The sequence below is a fragment of the Alkalicoccobacillus porphyridii genome (assembly GCF_007293315.1).
Lineage (GTDB): Bacteria > Bacillota > Bacilli > Bacillales > Bacillaceae_D > Alkalicoccobacillus > Alkalicoccobacillus porphyridii.
Genome location: NZ_VLXZ01000040.1, coordinates 1 through 682, shown reverse-complemented (window position 1 = coordinate 682; position 682 = coordinate 1). Strand labels below are relative to the sequence as shown.

Genomic DNA, 682 nt, shown 5'->3' with positions numbered 1-682 from the left:
ACTTCAAGCCGATGAGCTTCAGCAAACTGTTGTAGGTATTACTTGGCAGCGTGGTGATGATCTTCGTATGTGCATGGCTGATGCACAACGTAGAAGTCGCCAATCTGGTGCTGATTGTTCTCTCCATCGTCGTCACCATCATCTTCTTTCGTCAGGCATTCAAGCTGGATAAAACCGGGCGCAATAAAATGTTTGTCGCCTTTGTCCTGATGCTCGAAGCGGTGGTGTTTTACATTCTCTACGCCCAGATGCCAACATCGCTGAACTTCTTTGCCATCAACAACGTGCATCATGAAATTCTCGGTTTTTCCATCAACCCGGTCAGCTTCCAGGCGCTTAACCCGTTCTGGGTGGTACTCGCCAGCCCAATACCTCGCACGCATTTACACGCATCTGGGTAACAAAGTCAAAGACCTCTCGATGCCGATGAAATTTACTCTCGGCATGTTTATGTGCTCTCTGGGCTTTTTGACGGCTGCAGCTGCGGGAATGTGGTTTGCGGATGCCCAGGGGCTGACATCGCCATGGTTTATCGTGCTGGTGTACTTATTCCAGAGCTTAGGTGAACTGTTTATTAGCGCCCTTGGCCTGGCGATGATTGCTGCCCTGGTGCCGCAGCATTTGATGGGCTTTATTCTCGGGATGTGGTTCCTGACGCAGGCTGCCGCGTTCTTGCTGGGCG

2 protein-coding genes are annotated in these 682 nt (G+C 51.2%); both read left to right on the top strand.

The genetic code is table 11. From position 1 onward, the window contains the following. The first annotated feature begins 56 nt into the window (after nt 1-56). Complete coding sequence (locus tag FN960_RS23415; RefSeq protein WP_260682092.1) at nt 57-401, top strand: POT-type proton-dependent oligopeptide transporter; 345 nt, start codon at nt 57-59, stop codon at nt 399-401. Between the two features lie 19 nt (nt 402-420). Next, nucleotides 421-682, top strand: a 262-nt coding sequence (locus FN960_RS23410) for a POT-type proton-dependent oligopeptide transporter (protein ID WP_438799909.1), incomplete at its 3' end; no start/stop codon positions are given.

Coding starts and splice junctions, on each gene's coding strand:
- FN960_RS23415 (WP_260682092.1), top strand. CDS start 57: ATGATCTTCGTATGTGCATGGCTGATGCACAACGTAGAAGTCGCCAAT.